Here is an 18960-nt window from a genome sequence, read left to right as displayed (position 1 = left end):
TATTTCTCTCCTTTCCGTCTTAGTCCAGACCGTTCAGTTTGCGCATGGCTTTTACAAGTCCGCCAGCCTGAATAATATCCATCAGATTCTCCGGAAGAGAAGCAATCGGGTACTGTTTTCCGTTATGGTCTACATGCTCGTTCATCACAACTGTAACTTCATCTCCCTCTTTCACATTGTCGTGAAGATCCGGCTGTTCGATAAGAAGAAGGCCGTTGTTGATGGAGTTGCGGAAAAAGATCCGTGCAAAAGATTTCGCAATAACACACTGTACGCCCAGTGCTTTAATGATCTCCGGTGCCTGCTCTCTGGAGGAACCGCAGCCGAAGTTCTTTCCTGCTACAATAATGTCACCTTTCTGGATCTGTCCTGCCAGCTCCGGGCGAAGGGGACTGAATCCGTACTGTTTCATATCGTCAATGGTTTTCAGCGCCAGATACTCGGTCGGAATGATGATATCGGTGTCAATATCATCGCCCAGTACCCACACTTTTCCTGTAAATGCTTCCATATGTATATTCTCCTGTTTATTCCTGAATATCTTTTCTGAGGTTTTTATACTCTGTCTGCAGTTGCGATCTCACCTGCAATGGCAGATGCGGTAACCGTTGCCGCAGATCCCAGATAAACCTTGGAGCTCGGATGTCCGGCACGTCCCTTGAAGTTACGTGTTCCGGTGCTGATAAGAACCTCGTTCTCACCGATCACACCCTGGCAGCTTCCCCAGCATACACTGCAGTTCGGGTTCATCACAATAGCGCCTGCTTCCATGAAGATATCAATCAGGCCTTCTTTTAATGCCTGGCGGTAGATGGTCTGGCTTGCAGGAACGACCAGGAAACGAACGCCTTCTGCAACTTTTTTGCCTTTGATCACCTCTGCGCCTACACGGAGGTCTTCAATACGGCCGTTATTGCAGGAGCCAAGGAACGCTTCGTTGATCTTGATGCCGCAGGTTTCCTCAGCCGGAACCACATTGTCAACAAAGTCTGGCTTCGCTACAACCGGACGGACTTTTGAAAGATCAAAGGTATACTCTCTTGCGTAAACGGCATCCGGATCGCTGTGATATACCGCTTTTGGCTCACGTCCATGCTCTTTCAGATATTCCAAAGCTTTATCATCAGCCTCAAAGATACCTGTCTTCGCACCAGCCTCAACAGCCATGTTGCAAAGTGCCATACGGTCGCTGATGCTTAATGTTCTGGCGCCCTCACCGGTAAACTCCATTGCCTGATAGTTGCAGCCGTTTGCCCCGATCTCGCCGATAATGGTAAGGATCAGATCTCTTGCGTAAACGCCCTCAGGAAGCTTCCCTGTCAGGTTAAATTTTACGGTTTCCGGAACCATGACCCAGGAAGTTCCGGTTACCATTCCGTAAAGGAAATCTGTACATCCTACACCGGTACCGAAAGCACCAAGTGCTCCGTAGGAACAGGTATGGCTGTCAGCACCGAAGATCAACTGTCCCGGACGGACATAATTTTCGATCATGATCTGGTGGCAGACACCCTTTCCTTCCCAGAAATCAATATTATTTTCTCTTGCAAAATCTCTCATCTTTTTCTGGGATGCCGCTGTTTTCGGGCTGTCAGACGGTACGTTATGGTCTACGATAAATACCAGCTTCTTTGTATCTGCAATATGAGGATTTTTTAATTTATTGTTGTACATATCAACAGTCAGATGTGTGGTTCCGTCATTACTCATCAGATGATCCAGTGAAACTGTATAGATATCTCCGGGTTTTACACTGTCCACTCCAGCCGCTGCCGCGATGATTTTTTCTGCGATCGTCATTCCCATCTCTTATTCCTCCTCACGGTTCAGAGAAGCGATAAGGCCGCCCTGATTCAGTATATTCTGCATGTATTCCGGCAGTTTTGTGCAGGAATAAGTCTTACCATTGGCAACAGCAGTTCCCTCGGACATATGAAGCTCCAGGGTATCTCCTGTCTTCACAGCATCCGGAAGATCCTTACAGACAATTGCCGGAAGTCCGATATTAATGGCATTGCGGAAAAAAATACGGGCAAAAGATTTCGCAATAACTGCCTTTACTCCAAGTGCCTTAAGAACACCCGGTGCCTGCTCTCTGGAGGATCCGCATCCGAAGTTCTCTCCTCCAACTACAAAATCTCCCGGTTTAACCTTTTTGGAAAAATCCGGATCCAGTGATTCAAATGTGTGGCCCTTCATTTCATCCAGATTCGGCAGAAGCAGATACTGGGATGCAATGATCTGATCGGTATCAAGGTCATTATGAAATTTAAAAATTGTTCCCTTATCCATAAAACAAGTTCCTTTCTGATTGTTATCCATTTCCGGGTTAACATTCCTCTGTTACCCTTTTCGTCCTATATTCTAACACAAAACGTCATATAATTAAAATGTATATTTTTAATACTTAATATAACTTCAAGTTATAAAGTCATTTTCCTGTGATCAGCGCAAAATATCCCCACTCCCACAGAAGTTCTTCAAAACTGTTCTCAAGATATTCCCGGATATCTTCTTCCTCATATCCGGTCATTCTGGAGATCACCACCATATAATCCCGGAGTGTTTCGTAGGGAAGTGCTCCCCGTCCCTCTTTCTGCCACCGGAGAAAAACAGCCTGGCGAATGGTGGCATATTCCATACCGATCCACTGCATATGAACCAGGGCATCTTCCAGATCTCCTTCTGATGTCAGAAGATCCGAATATACTTCGTTGGTAAGAAAGCTTCGGAGAAGATTTTCATATGCACGAAGTTCCCGGTAAAAATCCTCCCAGGCTTCCGTCATTTCCTCTTCCTCATACTCTTCCGATAATTCCTCCGCCAACTCCGTCACCGGCTCCAGATACTTCCGGTAAAGTCCTTCTTTCCAGTAATTTACAGCCAGATCCTGCAAAAGTTCATTGCATTCGTCCATAGTATCCAGAACAGGCAGGTCTATCTCGCTGATAGCTCTTTCTAGCTGGTGAATTGTCTTCTCTGAAAAATAATCTTCCACAAGCTCTGTGGTAAGCGGCATGTTCCGGTGAAGTTCCTTCAGAACATAAAAACTTTCAAGAAGGATTTCCTCCGGTGTTTTTTCAGGATCCATTATAAGATCCATAACCTTCCGGCGCACAAGAAAAAGCGGCTGTTCCTTTTCTTTTGGAGTTTCCGGAAAAGCGATTCTTTTCTTCTCCTTCCAGATGTCCAGGACAGCCGGGCAACAGGGCATCATGGTCGCTTCCTTATGATCCTGAAATTCATGGATCTCCCTTGGAAAAATCTGGCAGGTCTCTGAAAGCATCGAATCCCCATAAGCACTTACCAGATAGCACAGTCTGTTCTTTGCAAGAAAAGGACAGTCGTGCTCTTCCGTCATCTTCATGATCCGGCTGCCGTCCTTTTTCATGGTATAGGCCTGCAGGCAGCTTCTGTGTCCGGGCACCTCTGACGGCGGCTGGATGGTTTTCCAGTTTCTGTAGGTTTCATCATCTATGTTGATCTTCCATTCCCTGCAGCAGCTGATGGTACATTTGTCTGCAATACAGGTAAATTCGTCGTAATAATCAGGTTTTAATAATTCCATGTTTCCTCCATATTCTTTATTTTCCAGCTCCAATGTCTCCTGTTTGCAAAATGGACATGAGTTGACCTGTTTTATTTTCCCCGTAAACACAGAAAAGCGGAATTCTATCCGCTTTTTCTGATATTCTGTGTATTCGTTTTTATTCTGCAGTCTCTCCCAGAAGCTGCCTGTGAACTTTCCGCCTTACAAACCAGAAACAGGTCACCTGCATGATGATCGTAAGGATCCAGGATGCCGGATAAGAAATAAACAGTACTTTCAGTGATCTGTGAGCCGGGAAAATTCCGAAAATCCACACAATTCGAAGGCCGACCGTTCCGATAATAGACAGGATCATGGGGACACCGGAGCGTCCCATTCCGCGCAGTGCTCCCGGAAACAGATCCATCTGTCCGCAGAGGAAATAGGTAACTGTGGTATAGGCAAGAATCTCCATTCCGCATTGGATAACCTTAGGGTCTTCCGTATAGATCTTCAGAAGCTGCGGACCGAAAAAGTATGCACCACAGCCCATGGCAAAGGATACGACAAAGGACAGGATCATACAGTCAACAAGCACCCGGTCCATACGTTTCGGTTTTCGCACACCATAATTCTGACTGGTAAAGCTCATGCAGGCCTGGGTAACCGAATTCACGGACACATACAGAAATCCAAAAATATTATTGGCTGCTGTATATCCTGCCATAGCAATGGAACCAAAGGAGTTTACAGAAGACTGAAGAAGTACATTGGAAAAATTGATCACTGTACTCTGGATCCCGGCAGGCAGTCCCACCTGGAAGATCTGCTTCAGGTACTCTCCCTTTATGGACAGTTTTGAAAAACGCAGCTGATAGCTTCCCTCTGTCTGATACAGACACCGAAGGACAAGAATGCAGGAGATCAGCTGAGAGATCACCGTTCCGATTCCCACACCGGCCACGCTTAAATGACACACGATCACGAAAAACAGATTCAAAAGCGCATTGGCACAGCCGGAAATGATCAGAAAGACCAGCGGCCGCTTGGTATCTCCCACAGCACGCAGGATCGCCGCACCATAGTTATACAGCATAAAAAACGGCATTCCCAGGAAATAAATACGCATATAAAGAGTAGAAAGATCGATCACATCGTCCGGTGTATCCATCAGTTCCAGGCAGATTCTGGCAAAGATCACTCCCAGAACTGCCATGATGATCCCGCTGATCAGAGCCAGCAGGATCGATGTATGTACTGTTTCTGACATTTCTTCATCCTTACCGGCAGCATAAAATCTGGCTGCCAGCACATTGGCACCAAGAGAAATCCCGATAAAAAGGTTGGTAAACACATTGATCAGTGCGGTAGTGGAGCCTACTGCCGCCAGCGCCTCACTTCCGCTGAAACGTCCCACTACCACGATATCCACTGCATTGAACATCAGCTGCAGGATACCGGACAGCATCAGCGGCAGTGAAAACGAAATCAGCTTGTCCATGATCGACCCATTACACATATCGATCTCATACTTGTTTTTTTTCACGATTTCATCCCCCATGTTCATACTTACATAAGAATATTATAGCACCTTTCATCGGAAAGCTACAATGAAATATTTTTATGGAGAATATGCAGCGGCTGCATAAAATACGCAGCCGCACAGTAACGTGTGTTTATCATTTCACTATCTTTCCAGGAGTCCTGCATCACGAAGGTTTGCAAGAAGTGCATTAAAATCCTCCACAATATCATCTACCGTTGTTGCATTTCCAACAGCAGCTGCCGGGGTTACTGTTCCGGCAGGGCCGGTGGCTCCTGTTGCTCCTGTTGGACCTGCTGGACCCGTGGCTCCGATCGCACCAGCCGGACCTGTTACCCCCGTCGTTCCCGCTGGACCCGTGGCTCCTGTTGCTCCTGTCGCTCCCGTTGCTCCCGTCGGACCTGTTACTCCTGCAGGACCGGTGGCTCCTGTTGCTCCCGTCGGACCGATGACTCCCGCTGGACCCGTTGCTCCAGCCGGGCCCGTGGCTCCCGTATATCCCTGTATTCCCGGTTCCCCCTGCGGTCCCTGAGGACCCATAGGACCCGGAACTCCCGGACAGCCTCTGGGACCGGTTGGTCCTGTAGGTCCCACAGGGCCTGGGCAGCCTCTTGCTCCACATCTGTCACATCCACAGGAACTATGATTTCCATAACAGGACATACAGGACAAATCCTCATGACTGTCCTGCTGCATTTCCATTTCCTTACGTTTTCGATGCCTGAACAGCATTCTTCGATCACCTCATAGGAAAATAACTTTCCCTACAGTATATGACAACAGCTTTTACCTGTGCATAGGATCCCCGCAAGCTTGTACCCTGCCAGGAAAAATATAATAAAGATATCTTTTCTTTTATACCAGACCATATTTTTCCCAGAAATATTTCTGGTCATACAATACTCCCGGATCTTCCGGCTTCAGTCCCTTCGCTTTCTTATGAAAAAAGAATGCCTGCTCCGGACATCCCATCTTATCATAACAAACGCAAAGCTGCATATATGGCACAAATCCATGACACTCAGCCATAAAAAATCCACATTTTTTCTTATCTGACGGCACAGTAAGCGCCTGCCCATACCAATAGCCAGCCTGTCTGGGAAGCTCTCTTTCCAGAAAAATCTTTCCGACCTCACAACAGATTTCCGCCCTCGGCACATCCATAGTCAGACTGTACAGAAAAGCTTCCAGTGCGTACTTTTTTTCTCCCATTTTCCGGTAGCACTGTCCAAGTACAAAACAGGCATCGATCTTATTTTCCAGCCATCCGGATGGATTTTTCAGGAACTCCACCAACACAGCCTCTGTCTCCGGATAACGCTGATGATAATACAGTTCTCTCCCATAATAAAGCTGATGTCTGGGTTCCAGCGTTTCTCCTCCTGCCAGCATTTTTTCATAAATGCGAAGATTACGGTCCGGATCACCTTTTCCACATTTCCGGTGCCGGATCACCACATCTGAATAAATGATATTTCCCTCCGGAATCACAGTTTCATGAACTGCCCCATTCCATCTGAAATTTCTGGATGTTTTCATTATCCGCTCCCGAAAATATGAAAATGTTGTTCTCCCGCTCTGGTCAAACCCTGCCGCATATTCCATCATTACAACATCTGTTCCGGGATCCAGAGTTTCTTTAAGACTCTTCAGTTTTTCCAGATTTTCTTCATCCAGGACATCATCCGCATCCAGCCACATCCAGTAATCGGTGCGGACTTTTTCCAGAAGAAAATTACGCGGAGCAGAAAAATCATCACACCAAGGAAAATCAAACACCTGCGACGTATACTGCTCCGCGATCTCTTTTGTTCTGTCTGAAGAACCGGTATCTGCGATCAGGATCGCATCCATCACCTGAGAAACCGGCTTCAAGATCCTATCAAGAACTGCTTCTTCATTTTTTACGATCATACATAGACTGAGGGAAATCATATTTCAGGATCCTTCGGATTTTTATAATATTTATGCCGTTCCCGTCAGTCCTATGCCTTCTGTCAGTGTACAGCTTCTACTTTCGGATAAAGCTGAACTCATCCTCATATCACCAACTGTGGTATATCCTCTATATGTTCTGCAAGACGATCTGCTCCGTTCAGCTCCCCGCTCTCACCATATCCATACAGGCATCCTATAAATGGGCTTTTGCAGGCTCTGGCACATTCCAGATCCTGCCTCCTGTCTCCGACCACCAGATAAGGGCCTGTATATTCCCGGATGATTTCCTGCACAATTTCTGTCTTTGGACGGAATCCATACGATTCGCAGTCATAAAAATGATCGAACCATCGTTCCATCCCAAATTCCTTCCAGTGCGCCTCACGATAGGAAGCTTTACAGTTACTTAAGATCACAAGATGATATCCCCGGTTCTTCAAGGCTGTAAGCATCTCCTCTGCTCCCGGATACCACACTGCCTTATGCTTCCTGATCTGTCTGACCATCAGTTCTCCTACCATCCTGCTCGCCTGCTCTTTATAGCTCTGATCCAGCTCCGGCAAAAATGTATTCCACATCTCCTTACTGTTAAATCCCAGCCAGCCGGCAATTTCCGCCGAGCCTATCTCCCGTTCTTCTGCAGCCTTCTGTTCTGTCAGCCACTGATAGGTTTCACGAAATGCCGGTTCATAGATTCCAATGGTATGATGGATCGTTCCATCATAATCGAATATGATTGTTTTTGTCATCATTTATTTCCCTATCTATTAGAGCTGCTTCATCAGATTGACCATCTCGATCGCAGATAACGCACAGTCATAGCCTTTATTTCCCGCTTTGCTTCCTGCCCGCGCAATAGCCTGCTCGATATTCTCAGTCGTGATCACTCCGAATAAGACCGGGATCCCTGTTGCAAGTTCAACCTGTGCGATCCCCTTGGCAGATTCATTGCACACCAGATCATAATGTGAAGTATCTCCACGAATGACAGCTCCCACGCAGATAACTGCATCATATTTTCCTGACTGTGCCATTTTCTGTGCTGTAAGCGGAATCTCAAATGCTCCCGGCACCCATGCTGCAGTAATATTCTCTTCTTCTACTCCATGTCTTACCAGTCCGTCGACTGCCCCTCCCAATAATTTATTCACAATGATCTCATTGAATCTCGCTGCCACGATACCAACCTTCATTCCCTCCGGTGCTACTACTTTTCCTTCTACTAAATTGATCTGTCTCATTTTTTCTTCCTCCTGCTATTTGCTGTTTTTTATAAATTTATTTCCTTAAAAATATGACCCATCTTTTCCTGCTTCGTTTTCATATACTTCCGGTCATATTTTTGTACCGGAATCTCCAATGGTACTCTCTCATTGATCTTCAGCCCGAATTCGCCAAGCCCATAGACTTTATCCGGGTTATTGGTCAGTAATCTTAATGATTTCACACCAAGGTCTGACAGTATCTGTGCCCCAACCCAGTACTCTCTGAGATCCGGTGCAAACCCTAACTTCACATTAGCCTCCACGGTATCATATCCCTGTTCCTGAAGCGCATAGGCTTTGATCTTATTGATCAGTCCGATTCCTCTGCCTTCCTGTCTCATATACAGAATGATCCCTCTGCCTTCCGCCTCTACCTGGCGCATCGCTGTCTGCAGCTGCAGGCCGCAGTCACATCTGAGCGATCCGAATGCATCTCCTGTCAGGCACTCCGAATGTACACGGCAAAGCACATCCTCACCATCTCCTAGATCACCTTTTACCAGTGCCAGATGATGCTCTCCTGTAATGTCATTGATATAGCCATACATTTTAAAATCACCGTACTGCGTTGGGAGGTTTGCAGCTGCTTCCTCCTTTACATGCTTTTCATGTATTCTTATATAATCCTGCAGATCACGAATCGTAATAAATGTAAGGTTATGCTCTTTTGCCATTTCCCATAGCTGTGATGTACGCATCATAGTGCCATCTTCTTTCATAACTTCACAGCACACGCCGCATTCTTTCAGTCCGGCAAGTCTCATAAGATCTGTTGTTGCCTCCGTATGGCCATTTCGTACCAGAACCCCGCCTTTTCTGGAAATAAGCGGAAATACATGTCCCGGTCTTCTGAAATCCTCCGGTTTTGACTGATCATCCACACACTTCATAATGGTATAGGAGCGTTCTGCCGCAGAGATACCGGTGGTTGTATCTGCGTGATCCACTGCCACGGTAAATGCTGTGCTGTGATTGTCCGTGTTCTCAGCAACCATCGGCGGAAAATTCAATCTCGCCGCAATTTCTGCACTCATCGGTGTACAGATAAGACCCTTTGCATAAGTCGCCATGAAATTAATATTTTCCCGGGTCGCAAACTCTGCCGCACATATCAGATCTCCCTCATTTTCTCTGTCCGGATCATCTGTGACCAGAATTATTTTTCCTTCCTTAAGATCCCTAAGTGCCTCTTCAATTGTGTTGTACTGATAATTTTGTGACATACTGTATATCCTCCTGTTCTAAAACCCGAATTCTTCAAGAAACTCCATCGTAATTCCGGATTCTTTTTTCTCTTCTTCGTTTTTTCTGATGCCAAGCAATTTTTCTACATATTTTCCGATCACATCATTTTCCAGATTAACCAGATCCCCCGGCACCTTTTCCAAAAGGGTGGTTTCTTCTCCTGTATGTGGAATGACCGACACCTGAAAACCAGTTTCATCAACCCTTGCAACTGTCAGGCTGATCCCATCAATACAAACGGATCCTTTTTCCACGATCAGATGCAAGATCTGTGGCGATGTCTCAATTGATACCCAGATGGCATTTTCTTCCCGGAGCATGGAACGTATCACTCCAGTCCCATCAATATGACCGCTTACTATGTGTCCCCCGAACCTGCCATCTGCAGCCATTGCACGTTCCAGGTTTACCTGGCTTCCAGCTTTACAACTGCCAAGACTGCTTCTTCTGATCGTCTCTGCCATCACATCGGCAGTAAATCCGTCCGGCTGGATCGACGTAACTGTCAGACACACACCATTCACAGCAATACTGTCACCGATCCTTGTCCCTTCCAGGACTTTCCGGGCTTTCACTGCCAGGATCCCTGATTCTCCTGTCAGCTGTATATAACGGACTTTTCCTTTCTCTTCTACGATTCCTGTAAACATGATTCCTCCTGTTTTTTCTCACACACCTGACATCTTATCCGGATGTCCTCACCGATCTGGCAGATATCTGTATATTTCAGTTCTACTGCTTCAGACGGGAATTCAACTCCGATACCTTCTACCGGTGTCTTCCCGGCCACACCACCAAACAGCTTTGGTGCCACAAAAGCCTGTACTTCCTTTACAATTCCGGCTCGCAGGGCACTGTCATTTAACGTACCGCCTCCCTCCAGGAGGATGCTGTCAATACCCCTGTTTCCAAGATCTGTCATCAACTTTTTAAGGTCTATCTGATCCTTTTCATCCGGACAGTAAATGGTCTCAACTCCCATGGTATGTAATATTTTTATTTTTTCTTCTGTATTTTTCTGATCTGCATAAGCCACGATCGTCCGGTACTTTTCCGCACTTTTTACGATCTGACTGTCCGGCGGGATCCTGAGCTTACTGTCGCACACAATCCTGACAGGACTTTTCCAGCCTTCTACCCGGACGTTCAACATCGGATCATCTGCAAGCACAGTTCCAATACCTGCCATGATCCCCATGTACTGATGCCGCATATGCTGTACTTCTTTTCTTGCCGCTTCTCCGGTGATCCATTTTGATGCTCCTGTCTTCGTTGCGATCTTCCCATCCAGTGTCATGGCATACTTCATCACCACGTATGGGGTTTTCGTAGTAATATAATGGAAAAAAACCGGATTCAGCTGATCACATTCTTCTCTCATAAAATCTTCAACTACTGTTACACCGGCTTCCCTTAACATCTGTACACCTTTTCCTGCCACTTTCGGATTCGGATCTCGGGAACCGATCACCACTTTTCTGATCTTCTGTTCAATGATCGCTTCCGTACATGGAGGTGTTTTTCCATGATGACAGCAAGGCTCCAGCGTAACATAAATCACCGCACCTTCTGCTGATTCTGTGAGGGAAGCAATTGCATTACGTTCCGCATGAAGTTCTCCATACTTTTTATGATAGCCTTCCCCGATGATCCTTCCGTCTTTTACGATCACTGCCCCTACCATCGGATTGGGATTCGTCCAGCCTTCTCCTTTTTTGGCCAGCTGAATCGCCCGAAGCATATATTCCTGATCCGTCATTTTTATTCCTTCTTTCTTATTCCTGTTCTTTGCCTGGTGCGCCGAGGCTTTTAGACCTGTGCAATCGGATTCACAGGCAAGTGAGTGGTATATTTATTTCGAAAACGATGTGCCAAATACAAAAAAAGCCTGCAGAAATATCTGCAGGGTGGAATTGATCTGTTACATATGATCAATAAATGAATGTCTGATTATTTCCTACATAAAAAGCTCTGAAATGGATCACCATCTCAGAGCTCTGATACTACATTCATTCATACAAAAATCAACTGTACTATCATCTTCTTCCATCCAGACTATACTGTCGGCCCCGGAATCTCACCGGATCATACCTTTCGGCTCGCGGGCTCTACCGCCGGTAGGGAATCACACCCTGCCCTGAAGATATCTTTTTGTTTATTTTAATACTTTATCTGTCATTTGTAAAGCGGAATTTTTATTTTACTCATTCCATGCGGAATATTATCATTGAACGGTAACGAAACTAATCACTAATCCGCATACTATACTCATCTTTTTTTGTATATAACCAATTCAGGATTTTCACCGTCTTTCTCATATGTACATATCATAATAAAATCCATATTTGCCAGAATACCGAAGTATCTGTCCCCTCCGAATTCAGATTCCATTTGATTTCCCAGATAAGTTTTCTGGTCATCCAGAAATTTCACTTTTTGTCCATTTGGCAGTGCATATTCCAGATTTACATATTTACCTACAAGTGCATTCAGTCTGTCTACCCTTGGAAGTCCATCTATATGTAAATCATTTATTTCATTTATCAATTGCATTTTAAACTCTTCAAACTGCCCATTGTCACTAAGTTCATCATACCTTTTCCAGTAATCTAACTTTGGAAGCATTTCTTTCAGATAAGTGCGTGCCTGTTCTTCGGTAAAGCTTTCATTTACCATATTCTTTACACAAACATCAATCAATTCATCCATATCATTATATGTGTATGTTCCATCTGCATAGCACCACTTACAATACTCCTCATTTAATGTGCCATCCTTATCACGTCCCAATATGGAATCATCATCAATTGGCATCCCGCAGCACTGACAGATCAGCTTTCTGGGTTCTCCCAAAAGCGTATTGATCGATACATCAAATTCTTTCGATAAGAGCTTAAGTGTATCAGTATTCGGAACGGTATCTCCATTTTCCCAGCGTGATACAGCCTGTCTCGTTACCATGATTTTATCTGCCAGCTCGTCCTGTGACATTCCTCTTTCCGTTCTAAGTTTTAAGATTACATTTTTTGTTTCCATAGCCGTCACCTCCATTATCCTATTATAAAGATAGATCCATGTTCTGAAAAGCAACTTCCTGTTACTATAGTCTATCCATATTTTATAATGTAGTATATGAAGTGGATAATATAAGAAAAACCCTTGAAAATACTGGATTTTCAAGGGTTTTATGGATCTTATTAAAGATCTGCAGATATCAGATTATTTACCCATCTGCTTTGCAACTTCCTCAGCGAAGTTCTCTTCTTTTTTCTCAAGACCATCGCCTGTCTCGTAGCGAACGAAGCCTTTGATCTGGATCTTAGCGCCGTTCTCTTTTGCTACCTGCTCTACGTATTTAGCAACGGACTGTTTTCCGTCCTCTGCTTTTACGTATGTCTGGTCAAGAAGACAGATCTCTTTGAGCTCTTTCTTAATACGTCCTGTGATCATTCCCTCGATAACCTTAGCCGGTTTCTGGGACTCCTTCGGGTCGTTCTGAATCTGAGCCATAAGGATCTCTTTCTCATGCTCGATATAGTCAGCGCTTACTTCCTTGTCGCTTGTGTACTGCGGTTTCAGAGCTGCGATCTGCATAGCTACGTTCTTAGCCATCTCTTTAACAGCATCGTTAACAACATCTGTCTCAACGTCTACAAGAACGCCGATCTTTCCACCCATATGAGTGTAGGAAGCGATGAATCCGTTCTGCTCCTCAACCTGAGCAAATCTACGGATGTTCATGTTCTCGCCGATTACTGCGATCTGAGCTGCAAGAGCCTCTTTTACAGTCTTAGTTGTATCAAGTGCCCATGCCTCAGCAAGGAAAGCATCGATATCAGCTGCTGTTGTGTTAAGTGCCTGTGCTGCAACATCTGCAACATAGCTCTGGAATTTTTCGTTCTTTGCAACGAAGTCTGTCTCAGCATTAACCTCAACAACGACTGCTTTCTTTCCATCCTCTGTTACTAGAGTTTTGCAAAGACCCTCTGCTGCAATACGGCTTGCTTTCTTCTGTGCTGTAGCAAGACCCTTCTCACGCAGGAACTCAACTGCTTTATCCATATCACCATCTGTAGATGTAAGAGCTTTCTTACAATCCATCATTCCGGCGCCGGTCATCTCTCTTAACTCTTTTACCTGTGCTGCTGTAATAGCCATTGTTCGTTTCCTCCTGAAATATTCTGTTTATACGAATTATTCCTCTGTAGCTGCAAACTCCTCAGACTCAGCCTCGATCTCGCCATCTGCCTCAGCAGTTCCCTGCTTAGCCTCGATAACAGCGTCAGCCATCTTGGAAACGATGAGTTTTACTGCACGGATAGCATCGTCATTTCCCGGGATCACATAGTCAAGCTCTTCCGGATCACAGTTAGTATCGCAGATACCGATAAGCGGGATTCCAAGTGTATGAGCCTCCTGTACGCAGATTCTCTCTTTCTTAGGATCTACGATAAAGATAGCATCCGGGATTCTCTTCATCTCTTTGATTCCGCCAAGGTTCTTCTGAAGCTTAACAAGCTCTTTGCGAAGCTCGATAACTTCTTTCTTAGGAAGTACGTCGAATGTTCCGTCAGCTTCCATTGTCTCGATCTCTTTCAGTCTTGCGATACGGCTCTGGATTGTCTTGAAGTTTGTAAGCATACCACCAAGCCATCTCTCATTTACGAAGAACTCTCCACAACGCTCTGCCTCTGTACGGATAGCATCCTGAGCCTGTTTCTTAGTTCCTACGAAAAGGATGTGTCCACCGTTGGCAACGATATCTGCTACTGCATTGTAAGCATCGTCAACCATTCCTACAGACTGCTGAAGATCGATGATATAGATACCATTTCTCTCTGTGTAGATGTACGGAGCCATTTTAGGGTTCCATCTTCTTGTCTGATGTCCGAAATGAACACCTGCCTCTAAAAGCTGCTTCATTGAAATAACGCTCATGTCTTTTCTCCTTTTTGGTTAAATTCTTCCGCACAGGTCGCCTTCTCTCTGGACCCATCCTCACACCGTAGGGCACCATCCTTATAGAATCGCCGTGCGTGCTTATTTTTGCAACTTCTGAATTATAGCATAGAAAATCCCCTTATGTAAAGGGGATTTTTCCAATTTTTTTCTGTTTTTCAGCGGTTTCCGGCAGACTTCAGAAGCTCCAGCTCTTTTTCGGTGAGCGAACGATATTTTCCTGTCGGAAGATCTGAAGGAAGCGCCAGCGGCCCCATGGATAGTCTTTTCAAATAAGTTACTTTTTTTCCCAGTGCCTCCATCATCCGTTTTACCTGATGGAATTTTCCCTCGTGGATGGTAAGTCGGATCTCAGATTCCCAGTTCTTACCGGCTTCTGCAGATTCTGTGCCGGACTCCCAGGTAGAAAGGATCTCCAGCCTTGCCGGTCGTGTGAGATCTTTTTCCCCGATATCCACGCCTTCTGCCAGCTTCACGACATCTTCTTCTGTCACTTTCCCGGATACTTTTGCATAGTAGGTCTTATCCACATGCTTTTTCGGAGAAAGAAGCTCGTGTGCCAGAGGACCGTCATCTGTGATCAGAAGAAAGCCTTCTGTATCTTTATCCAAGCGTCCCACCGGAAAAAGACCCTTTCTTCTGTCTTTCTCTTCAATGTAGTCGAGAACCGTTTTATCTCTGAAGTCCTCCGTTGCGCTGACACAGCCTGCCGGCTTGTTAAAAAGATAGTATACATATTCCGGTGCAGCATGGAGCTCCTGCCCGTTCATAACCACCTGATCTTCTTCTGTTACCTTCAGCTCCGGTTTCTTCACAGATTTCCCGTTAACCTGCACCTGACCCTTCTGTATGTATTTTTTTACCTCGCTTCTTGTACCTGCGCCGGCATCTGCCAGAAATTTATCCAGCCGGACTGGTTTTTCCATTAATCATTTACCTCCCATTCTGTTACATGGGCTGCCTTTGCATCTGCTCTGATAAAATCCGGGATCTCACCGACAAATGTCATATAAAGTCCGGAATCCCCGCCGGTGCTCTCTTGTCCTTCCAGAACCACTTCCATTGTGGCATCTGCATTCCAGATAGTCCATCCGTTTACCAGCTGTGATGGACGGATACATTTTTTCAGGGCTTCCAGCTGTTCCTTTTTATCGTAACGGACTTTATAACCGTTCTCTGTTTCTTCAAGATCCGAAATGGGCTCAGTGTCGGAAAAAGCTTCATCATCTTCGCCGGCAGCTTCGGAGCTGAAGTAATAAACATCAATATACTCAACAGACAGCTCATCCATAGAAAGAGGATATCCTGTTTCTTCCAAAATTGCAAGTGTTCTCTTATATGACGGATACACCAGAACGGAGGTGGACACATTCTCTCCTTCCTGCACAGCCGGTACATTCATTCCCCATTCATCCATGTAGCCTTCTGACGGAATTCCCGTATAATCGAACATCAGCATTGCACATGGCTGGTCTTTTACTGTCTGACCGCCGTTTTCCAGAATGTCCTTTCTCAGTGCCTCTGCCAGTGCCTGACGCTTCTCTGCATTTTTTTCAAATAAAGAATGAATATCTCCGTCACAGAAAATACCGGTAACCTCTTTCAGATACTGTTTGTCCAGCTGGAAAAATGAATATCTGTCTTCTTTCCATGTCTGCTCATCATACAGGGCTTCCATAAGATTCTGTGCCTGTGCAGAGGATACAATATAGCCTCTGCATACACTGAATCCCTGTTTATTTATGTAGCGCACATACATGCGCCTTCCTGATTTTTTTCCTTTTTCATTCTGAAGCCTGATATCCTTCAGACTGTTATATAATGCTTTACTTTTCATCACCGGCTGATCCAGCAGACCGGAACTATTGTCTGAGGTGGCAGTATACCGGATCTTATAGATTCCGTTTTCTTTTTTTTCCACATTGCAAAGCTGCTCTGTATATGAAAGATTGCTTACATTTATCACAACTCCCTGAAGATTGTCATAAGCCGGAAAATAACTGTCATATCCCAGAAGATCCATTTTCATGGTCAGCGCACAGATTGCCACAACACCTCCAAGGATCATAAGCTGCACTTTTCTGCGGAAAAATCTGCGAAAATCCATTTCATAGATCACTTCCAGAATTCCATGGACCAGGATCGTTCCCAGTATCATTCCGAAGATCCACCATGCTGTTTTGGATGAATCTTCCGGAATCATATAAAAGATCAGACCGATCCCCAGTCCGGATGGTATTGTGAGCAGGGCACTTAAGACCGGCTCCATCCAGGTATATACCAGAGCTTTTCCGGTATTCTCTGACCTTCGTCTGCAAAATGCCATCCAGGAAAGTGCTGCCATGATAAACAGCGTGAGGATCAGTATCAGCAACTGCTTTCCAAAGCTTCCGCTGCTGTATCTATCTATAAAGCTTACGATCACCATAAGAGGAGATCCCAGATTCCGCACTGCTGCCAGAATTCCGTAACTGCCCTCGTACCAGGTATCAAAAAATAAATGTCCGCTTAACTGCAGCATCACTGCCAGAACGATACTGTAGGTAAACAGCCCTACCCATGCAAGTGCTCCCATCAACATGGTACCGGTGCAGGCGATCACCAGCACTGTGGAAAAATACACCAGAAGATACATCAGGAGATGGAGCACCAGCAGGATCAGTGCCTTTTTCATAATGGAAAGGCTGTAATATCCTCTGGCTGCCCCGATGCATACCGCAGCAAATTCCATGATCACATATGGCACCAGATAATAAAGAACAGCCAACAATACTCTGTGCAGAAACAGTGCACTTCGCTTTACCGGAAGGCTGTGATAGAAATCCACTTTTCTCGGGGAATACAGATACCAGAAGCCGCTTACTGCTGCCAAAAATGCGGTTACCGCAGCCACAGCTGCTCCCATTGTGAGAAAGTCACTGCTCCACAGGCTGGAATACAGATAGGAAAGCTGACTCTGAGTATAACTGCGCTCATTCCATTTTCCCATCAGAATAAGTTCCGCTACCGGAAATGCAAGGAGAAATGCGATCATGGCAAATGCCGGGATCCATCTTTGTCCTTTAGAAGAGGATTTCATATACTCACTGGAATAAATTTTTGACTTCATAGCCTGCCACCTCCGTTTCGCTGATAAATATTTCTTCCAGAGTCAGTGGGAGCACTTCGCAGAAAAGAGGATTTTTTGCCTGTATCTTCTCCATGATCTCTCTTCTTGTTCCCCTTGCAGTAATAAGCAACAGGGAGCCCTGATGCTCTGTTTTCAAAACCTCCAGCTCTTTCTTTAATTCTTCTTCTTTCTTTTTGTCAGTAAGTACACACTGGATCTTATGGATGTGGAATTTCATATCCTCCAGATCTCTGGAAAGGAGAATTCCTCCCTGATGAAGAAGCCCGATGTGATCGCAGATATCTTCCAGCTCACGGAGATTATGGGAAGCGATCACCGGCGTAAATTCACGACTCATGATCTCCGATGCAAAAATACTTTTTACTGCCTGGCGCATTACCGGGTCCAGGCCATCAAAGGTTTCATCACAAAACAGATATTTCGTTCCTGTACTGATTCCCAGGATCACCAGAAGCTGTTTCTTCATTCCCTTGGAAAAAGTGCTGATTTTTCGTTTTCCATCCAGATGAAACTGCTTCATCATTGTCTCAAAACGCGCCTGCTGAAATCCCGGATAAATACAACGGTAAAATTCTGCCATGTCCAGAGCATTGTAATTTGCCGGAATATATGCATCGTCCGGGATGTAGAAAAAATGCTCTTTGATCCTTTCATTTTCAAAAACCGGTTCTTCATCCATCAGCACCTCTCCTCTGTCCTGACGGATGATCCCGGCCATGATACGGAGCAGAGTACTTTTTCCCGCACCGTTGGAGCCAATCAGTCCAAAAACCTCCCGTTCCCCGATATCCATGGTGACCTTATTTACTGCCTGTATCTTACCAAAAGCTTTGCTGCAGTTTTTTATCTCAATCATTGTTTCCCTCCTTATAGCATAAGCGGATCACACCGATCATTTCTTCCTCCCCTACTCCCAGAGCCATTCCCTTTTCTGTGATCTTTTTCAGCTCACTTAAGGTTTCTTCCATACCGATCTGCCTGATCCTGCCGCTGTCTGTGACAAAACTGCCTTTTCCCTTCACCGGACAGATCAGCCCCTGCTGCTCCAGTTCCATATATGCCCGCTGGATGGTATTGGGATTGATGGATAATTCCACGGCCAGCTGCCGCACAGACGGCATCTTGGAAGATGGCTCCACAGCTCCTGACAGGATCAGCATCCGGAATTTCTCTACGATCTGCTCGTAAATGGGACGTCTGTCCTGATAGTCCAAGAATAACATACGACGCTCCTTTCTCTGTAATCTGTGTATTAAGTGTATTAATTCTTTTAATACACTTATGATAGCACACGATACAAAGGTACGCAAGAAATGGTCTCTTAAATAAATATAAAATCTATATAAATTTA

Annotated in this window: 19 protein-coding genes and 1 riboswitch; all 19 genes read right to left on the bottom strand. The window is 45.3% G+C overall.

Going from position 1 to position 18960, the window contains the following annotated elements; genetic code table 11:
• Window positions 1-19 precede the first annotated feature (19 nt).
• The 19 genes from LKD46_RS03235 to LKD46_RS03145 all read right to left on the bottom strand — a co-directional run bounded on the left by LKD46_RS03235 (window position 20) and on the right by LKD46_RS03145 (window position 18832).
• A complete protein-coding gene (locus LKD46_RS03235) occupies window positions 20-511 on the bottom strand; it encodes a LeuD/DmdB family oxidoreductase small subunit (RefSeq protein WP_021653000.1) in 492 nt (163 codons plus the stop codon).
• 44 nt (window positions 512-555) lie between these two features.
• Window positions 556-1806, bottom strand: coding sequence for a 3-isopropylmalate dehydratase large subunit (locus tag LKD46_RS03230; RefSeq protein WP_110102132.1), 1251 nt, complete (start codon window positions 1804-1806; stop codon window positions 556-558).
• Between the two features lie 3 nt (window positions 1807-1809).
• Window positions 1810-2292 carry a LeuD/DmdB family oxidoreductase small subunit gene (locus LKD46_RS03225; RefSeq protein ID WP_022426042.1) on the bottom strand — a complete coding sequence of 161 codons (483 nt, stop codon included), beginning with the start codon at window positions 2290-2292 and terminating at the stop codon, window positions 1810-1812.
• Between the two features lie 139 nt (window positions 2293-2431).
• Complete coding sequence (gene fliB, locus LKD46_RS03220) at window positions 2432-3568, bottom strand: flagellin lysine-N-methylase (RefSeq protein WP_110102324.1); 1137 nt, start codon at window positions 3566-3568, stop codon at window positions 2432-2434.
• 139 nt (window positions 3569-3707) lie between these two features.
• Window positions 3708-5090: an MATE family efflux transporter gene (locus LKD46_RS03215; protein WP_326928966.1), complete on the bottom strand. Its 1383-nt coding sequence runs from the start codon at window positions 5088-5090 to the stop codon at window positions 3708-3710.
• Between the two features lie 126 nt (window positions 5091-5216).
• Window positions 5217-5804, bottom strand: a complete 588-nt coding sequence (locus LKD46_RS16845) for a collagen-like domain-containing protein (RefSeq protein WP_118368380.1) — start codon at window positions 5802-5804, stop codon at window positions 5217-5219.
• A 123-nt stretch (window positions 5805-5927) separates the two neighbouring features.
• On the bottom strand, window positions 5928-7007 hold the full coding sequence (locus LKD46_RS03205) for a tetratricopeptide repeat-containing glycosyltransferase family 2 protein (RefSeq protein WP_129974984.1): 1080 nt from the start codon (window positions 7005-7007) through the stop codon (window positions 5928-5930).
• 104 nt (window positions 7008-7111) lie between these two features.
• Entirely contained in the window at window positions 7112-7759 is a 648-nt protein-coding gene (locus LKD46_RS03200) for an HAD family hydrolase (RefSeq protein WP_174087829.1), read from the bottom strand.
• A gap of 18 nt (window positions 7760-7777) precedes the next feature.
• Window positions 7778-8251 carry a 6,7-dimethyl-8-ribityllumazine synthase gene (ribH, locus tag LKD46_RS03195; protein WP_006427673.1) on the bottom strand — a complete coding sequence of 158 codons (474 nt, stop codon included), beginning with the start codon at window positions 8249-8251 and terminating at the stop codon, window positions 7778-7780.
• 29 nt (window positions 8252-8280) lie between these two features.
• Window positions 8281-9498, bottom strand: coding sequence for a bifunctional 3,4-dihydroxy-2-butanone-4-phosphate synthase/GTP cyclohydrolase II (locus LKD46_RS03190; protein WP_015524672.1), 1218 nt, complete (start codon window positions 9496-9498; stop codon window positions 8281-8283).
• A gap of 18 nt (window positions 9499-9516) precedes the next feature.
• Window positions 9517-10170, bottom strand: coding sequence for a riboflavin synthase (gene ribE, locus LKD46_RS03185; RefSeq protein ID WP_021650402.1), 654 nt, complete (start codon window positions 10168-10170; stop codon window positions 9517-9519).
• Complete coding sequence (gene ribD / locus LKD46_RS03180; protein WP_110102469.1) at window positions 10152-11279, bottom strand: bifunctional diaminohydroxyphosphoribosylaminopyrimidine deaminase/5-amino-6-(5-phosphoribosylamino)uracil reductase RibD; 1128 nt, start codon at window positions 11277-11279, stop codon at window positions 10152-10154. Before ribD ends, ribE begins: the two co-directional genes overlap by 19 nt.
• Window positions 11280-11554: 275 nt before the next feature.
• Window positions 11555-11669, bottom strand: a riboswitch (FMN riboswitch).
• A gap of 119 nt (window positions 11670-11788) precedes the next feature.
• Window positions 11789-12556, bottom strand: a complete 768-nt coding sequence (locus tag LKD46_RS03175) for a zinc ribbon domain-containing protein (protein ID WP_110102468.1) — start codon at window positions 12554-12556, stop codon at window positions 11789-11791.
• Window positions 12557-12739: 183 nt separating this feature from the next.
• Window positions 12740-13678 (bottom strand): translation elongation factor Ts, encoded by a 939-nt coding sequence (gene tsf / locus LKD46_RS03170; RefSeq protein ID WP_110102467.1) that lies wholly within the window; start codon window positions 13676-13678, stop codon window positions 12740-12742.
• A gap of 36 nt (window positions 13679-13714) precedes the next feature.
• On the bottom strand, window positions 13715-14458 hold the full coding sequence (gene rpsB, locus LKD46_RS03165; RefSeq protein WP_044960678.1) for a 30S ribosomal protein S2: 744 nt from the start codon (window positions 14456-14458) through the stop codon (window positions 13715-13717).
• 179 nt (window positions 14459-14637) lie between these two features.
• The gene (locus tag LKD46_RS03160; RefSeq protein WP_110102466.1) at window positions 14638-15405 is read right to left on the bottom strand and encodes a pseudouridine synthase; all 768 of its coding nucleotides are present in this window, start codon (window positions 15403-15405) and stop codon (window positions 14638-14640) included.
• The gene (locus LKD46_RS03155; RefSeq protein WP_110102465.1) at window positions 15405-17588 is read right to left on the bottom strand and encodes a DUF6449 domain-containing protein; all 2184 of its coding nucleotides are present in this window, start codon (window positions 17586-17588) and stop codon (window positions 15405-15407) included. Before LKD46_RS03155 ends, LKD46_RS03160 begins: the two co-directional genes overlap by 1 nt.
• Entirely contained in the window at window positions 17563-18465 is a 903-nt protein-coding gene (locus tag LKD46_RS03150; RefSeq protein WP_059085567.1) for an ABC transporter ATP-binding protein, read from the bottom strand. The genes LKD46_RS03155 and LKD46_RS03150 overlap by 26 nt, the downstream gene beginning before the upstream one ends.
• Window positions 18458-18832, bottom strand: a complete 375-nt coding sequence (locus tag LKD46_RS03145) for a GntR family transcriptional regulator (protein ID WP_092068887.1) — start codon at window positions 18830-18832, stop codon at window positions 18458-18460. Before LKD46_RS03145 ends, LKD46_RS03150 begins: the two co-directional genes overlap by 8 nt.
• Window positions 18833-18960: the final 128 nt, after the last annotated feature.

The sequence above is a fragment of the Blautia fusiformis genome, from assembly GCF_020686995.1.
Taxonomy (GTDB): Bacteria; Bacillota; Clostridia; order Lachnospirales; family Lachnospiraceae; genus Blautia_A; species Blautia_A fusiformis.
Note: the sequence above shows the minus strand (reverse complement) of the source record. Positions and strands in the feature narration are given on the sequence as shown.

What these genes read in the sequence shown, in the direction of transcription:
- LKD46_RS03145 (WP_092068887.1), bottom strand. Translation starts at nt 18,832, where the DNA reads ATGTTATTCTTGGACTATCAGGACAGACGTCCCATTTACGAGCAGATC.
- LKD46_RS03155 (WP_110102465.1), bottom strand. Translation starts at nt 17,588, where the DNA reads ATGAAGTCAAAAATTTATTCCAGTGAGTATATGAAATCCTCTTCTAAA.
- ribD (WP_110102469.1), bottom strand. Translation starts at nt 11,279, where the DNA reads ATGACGGATCAGGAATATATGCTTCGGGCGATTCAGCTGGCCAAAAAA.
- LKD46_RS03205 (WP_129974984.1), bottom strand. Translation starts at nt 7,007, where the DNA reads ATGATTTCCCTCAGTCTATGTATGATCGTAAAAAATGAAGAAGCAGTT.
- LKD46_RS03215 (WP_326928966.1), bottom strand. Translation starts at nt 5,090, where the DNA reads ATGGGGGATGAAATCGTGAAAAAAAACAAGTATGAGATCGATATGTGT.
- LKD46_RS03175 (WP_110102468.1), bottom strand. Translation starts at nt 12,556, where the DNA reads ATGGAAACAAAAAATGTAATCTTAAAACTTAGAACGGAAAGAGGAATG.
- fliB (WP_110102324.1), bottom strand. Translation starts at nt 3,568, where the DNA reads ATGGAATTATTAAAACCTGATTATTACGACGAATTTACCTGTATTGCA.
- ribE (WP_021650402.1), bottom strand. Translation starts at nt 10,170, where the DNA reads ATGTTTACAGGAATCGTAGAAGAGAAAGGAAAAGTCCGTTATATACAG.
- ribH (WP_006427673.1), bottom strand. Translation starts at nt 8,251, where the DNA reads ATGAGACAGATCAATTTAGTAGAAGGAAAAGTAGTAGCACCGGAGGGA.
- rpsB (WP_044960678.1), bottom strand. Translation starts at nt 14,458, where the DNA reads ATGAGCGTTATTTCAATGAAGCAGCTTTTAGAGGCAGGTGTTCATTTC.
- tsf (WP_110102467.1), bottom strand. Translation starts at nt 13,678, where the DNA reads ATGGCTATTACAGCAGCACAGGTAAAAGAGTTAAGAGAGATGACCGGC.
- LKD46_RS03235 (WP_021653000.1), bottom strand. Translation starts at nt 511, where the DNA reads ATGGAAGCATTTACAGGAAAAGTGTGGGTACTGGGCGATGATATTGAC.
- LKD46_RS03230 (WP_110102132.1), bottom strand. Translation starts at nt 1,806, where the DNA reads ATGGGAATGACGATCGCAGAAAAAATCATCGCGGCAGCGGCTGGAGTG.
- LKD46_RS16845 (WP_118368380.1), bottom strand. Translation starts at nt 5,804, where the DNA reads ATGCTGTTCAGGCATCGAAAACGTAAGGAAATGGAAATGCAGCAGGAC.
- LKD46_RS03160 (WP_110102466.1), bottom strand. Translation starts at nt 15,405, where the DNA reads ATGGAAAAACCAGTCCGGCTGGATAAATTTCTGGCAGATGCCGGCGCA.
- LKD46_RS03190 (WP_015524672.1), bottom strand. Translation starts at nt 9,498, where the DNA reads ATGTCACAAAATTATCAGTACAACACAATTGAAGAGGCACTTAGGGAT.
- LKD46_RS03150 (WP_059085567.1), bottom strand. Translation starts at nt 18,465, where the DNA reads ATGATTGAGATAAAAAACTGCAGCAAAGCTTTTGGTAAGATACAGGCA.
- LKD46_RS03225 (WP_022426042.1), bottom strand. Translation starts at nt 2,292, where the DNA reads ATGGATAAGGGAACAATTTTTAAATTTCATAATGACCTTGATACCGAT.
- LKD46_RS03200 (WP_174087829.1), bottom strand. Translation starts at nt 7,759, where the DNA reads ATGACAAAAACAATCATATTCGATTATGATGGAACGATCCATCATACC.